This is a genomic window from Streptomyces sp. CBMA29 (genome assembly GCF_014596445.1).
Lineage (GTDB): Bacteria > Actinomycetota > Actinomycetes > Streptomycetales > Streptomycetaceae > Actinacidiphila.
In genome coordinates this window covers 1-953 of sequence record NZ_MECL01000100.1, presented here as the reverse complement: position 1 = coordinate 953, position 953 = coordinate 1, and the positions used below count along the sequence as shown (strand labels likewise).

Sequence of the window (953 nt, the reverse complement as noted above, 5' to 3'; positions counted from 1 at the left end):
CGCCGGGCGCCGCGGCCCCGCTGCACACCGGCGAGTCGCTGCCCGTCGCCGTCATGGACGGGCTGCGACGGCTCGGCTCCGCCCGCCGCACCACCTGGACGGCGGTCGTGGTGAGCGCGGCGGCCGCGTACGTCGCACGGGCCACCGGTCGCGAGGACGTCACCGTCGGGCTGGCGTCGAACGGCCGGCACAGCGCGCTGCGGCACGCCGTCGGCATGACCGCCAACGTGCTGCCGATCAGGCTGCGCCTGCCCGCCGACCGGACCGTCGGCGACCTCATCCGGTCGGTGGCCGCCGAGATGGCCCGCGCCCTGCGCCACCGCCGCTACTCCCGCGAACAGCTCGCCCGGGAAGCGGACGCGGGCGACGACGCCGCGCGCCTGACCGATCTCGTCGTCAACGTCATGCCCTACAACTTCGACCTCGACCTCGCGGGCAGCCCCGCCACCTCCCGTGTGCTGTCCATCGGACCCGTCGACGACGTGTCCCTCTTCGTCTCCGAACGGTCGGAGGGCATCGGGCCGCTGATCGGGCTCGACGCCGCCCCGGCGCTGTACCACCCCGACGACGTCCTGCTCCACCAGCACGCCCTCGTCTCCTTCCTCACCGCGCTGGCGGCGGCGGACGCCGACACCCTGCTGCGCGACCTGCCGTTCCTGGACGACGACGCGGCCGAGGCGGTCCTCGCCCGGGGCCGCGGCGCGCGACTGCCGCAGCGCACCGCCACGGCGAACCTGCCCGAGGCGTTCGGCGCCCAGGCGCGCCTGACCCCGGACGCGACGGCCGTCGTGGACGGCGCCCGCACGCTCTCCTACCGCGAACTCGCCCGGACCGCGGACGCCCTGTCCCACGCCCTGGCGGGCTGGGGCGTGGCCGCGGAGGACCGGGTCGCCGTGCTCCTGGGACGCTCGGCAGCGGTGGTGTCCGCCACCCTCGGCGTGGTGGGCGCGGGC

Annotated in this window: 1 protein-coding gene; it reads left to right on the top strand. The window is 76.8% G+C overall.

Features of this window, described 5'->3' with window-relative positions; genetic code table 11:
• Positions 1–953: condensation domain-containing protein (locus BGM09_RS15365; protein ID WP_188282143.1), on the top strand; the 953-nt coding region annotated here is incomplete at both ends.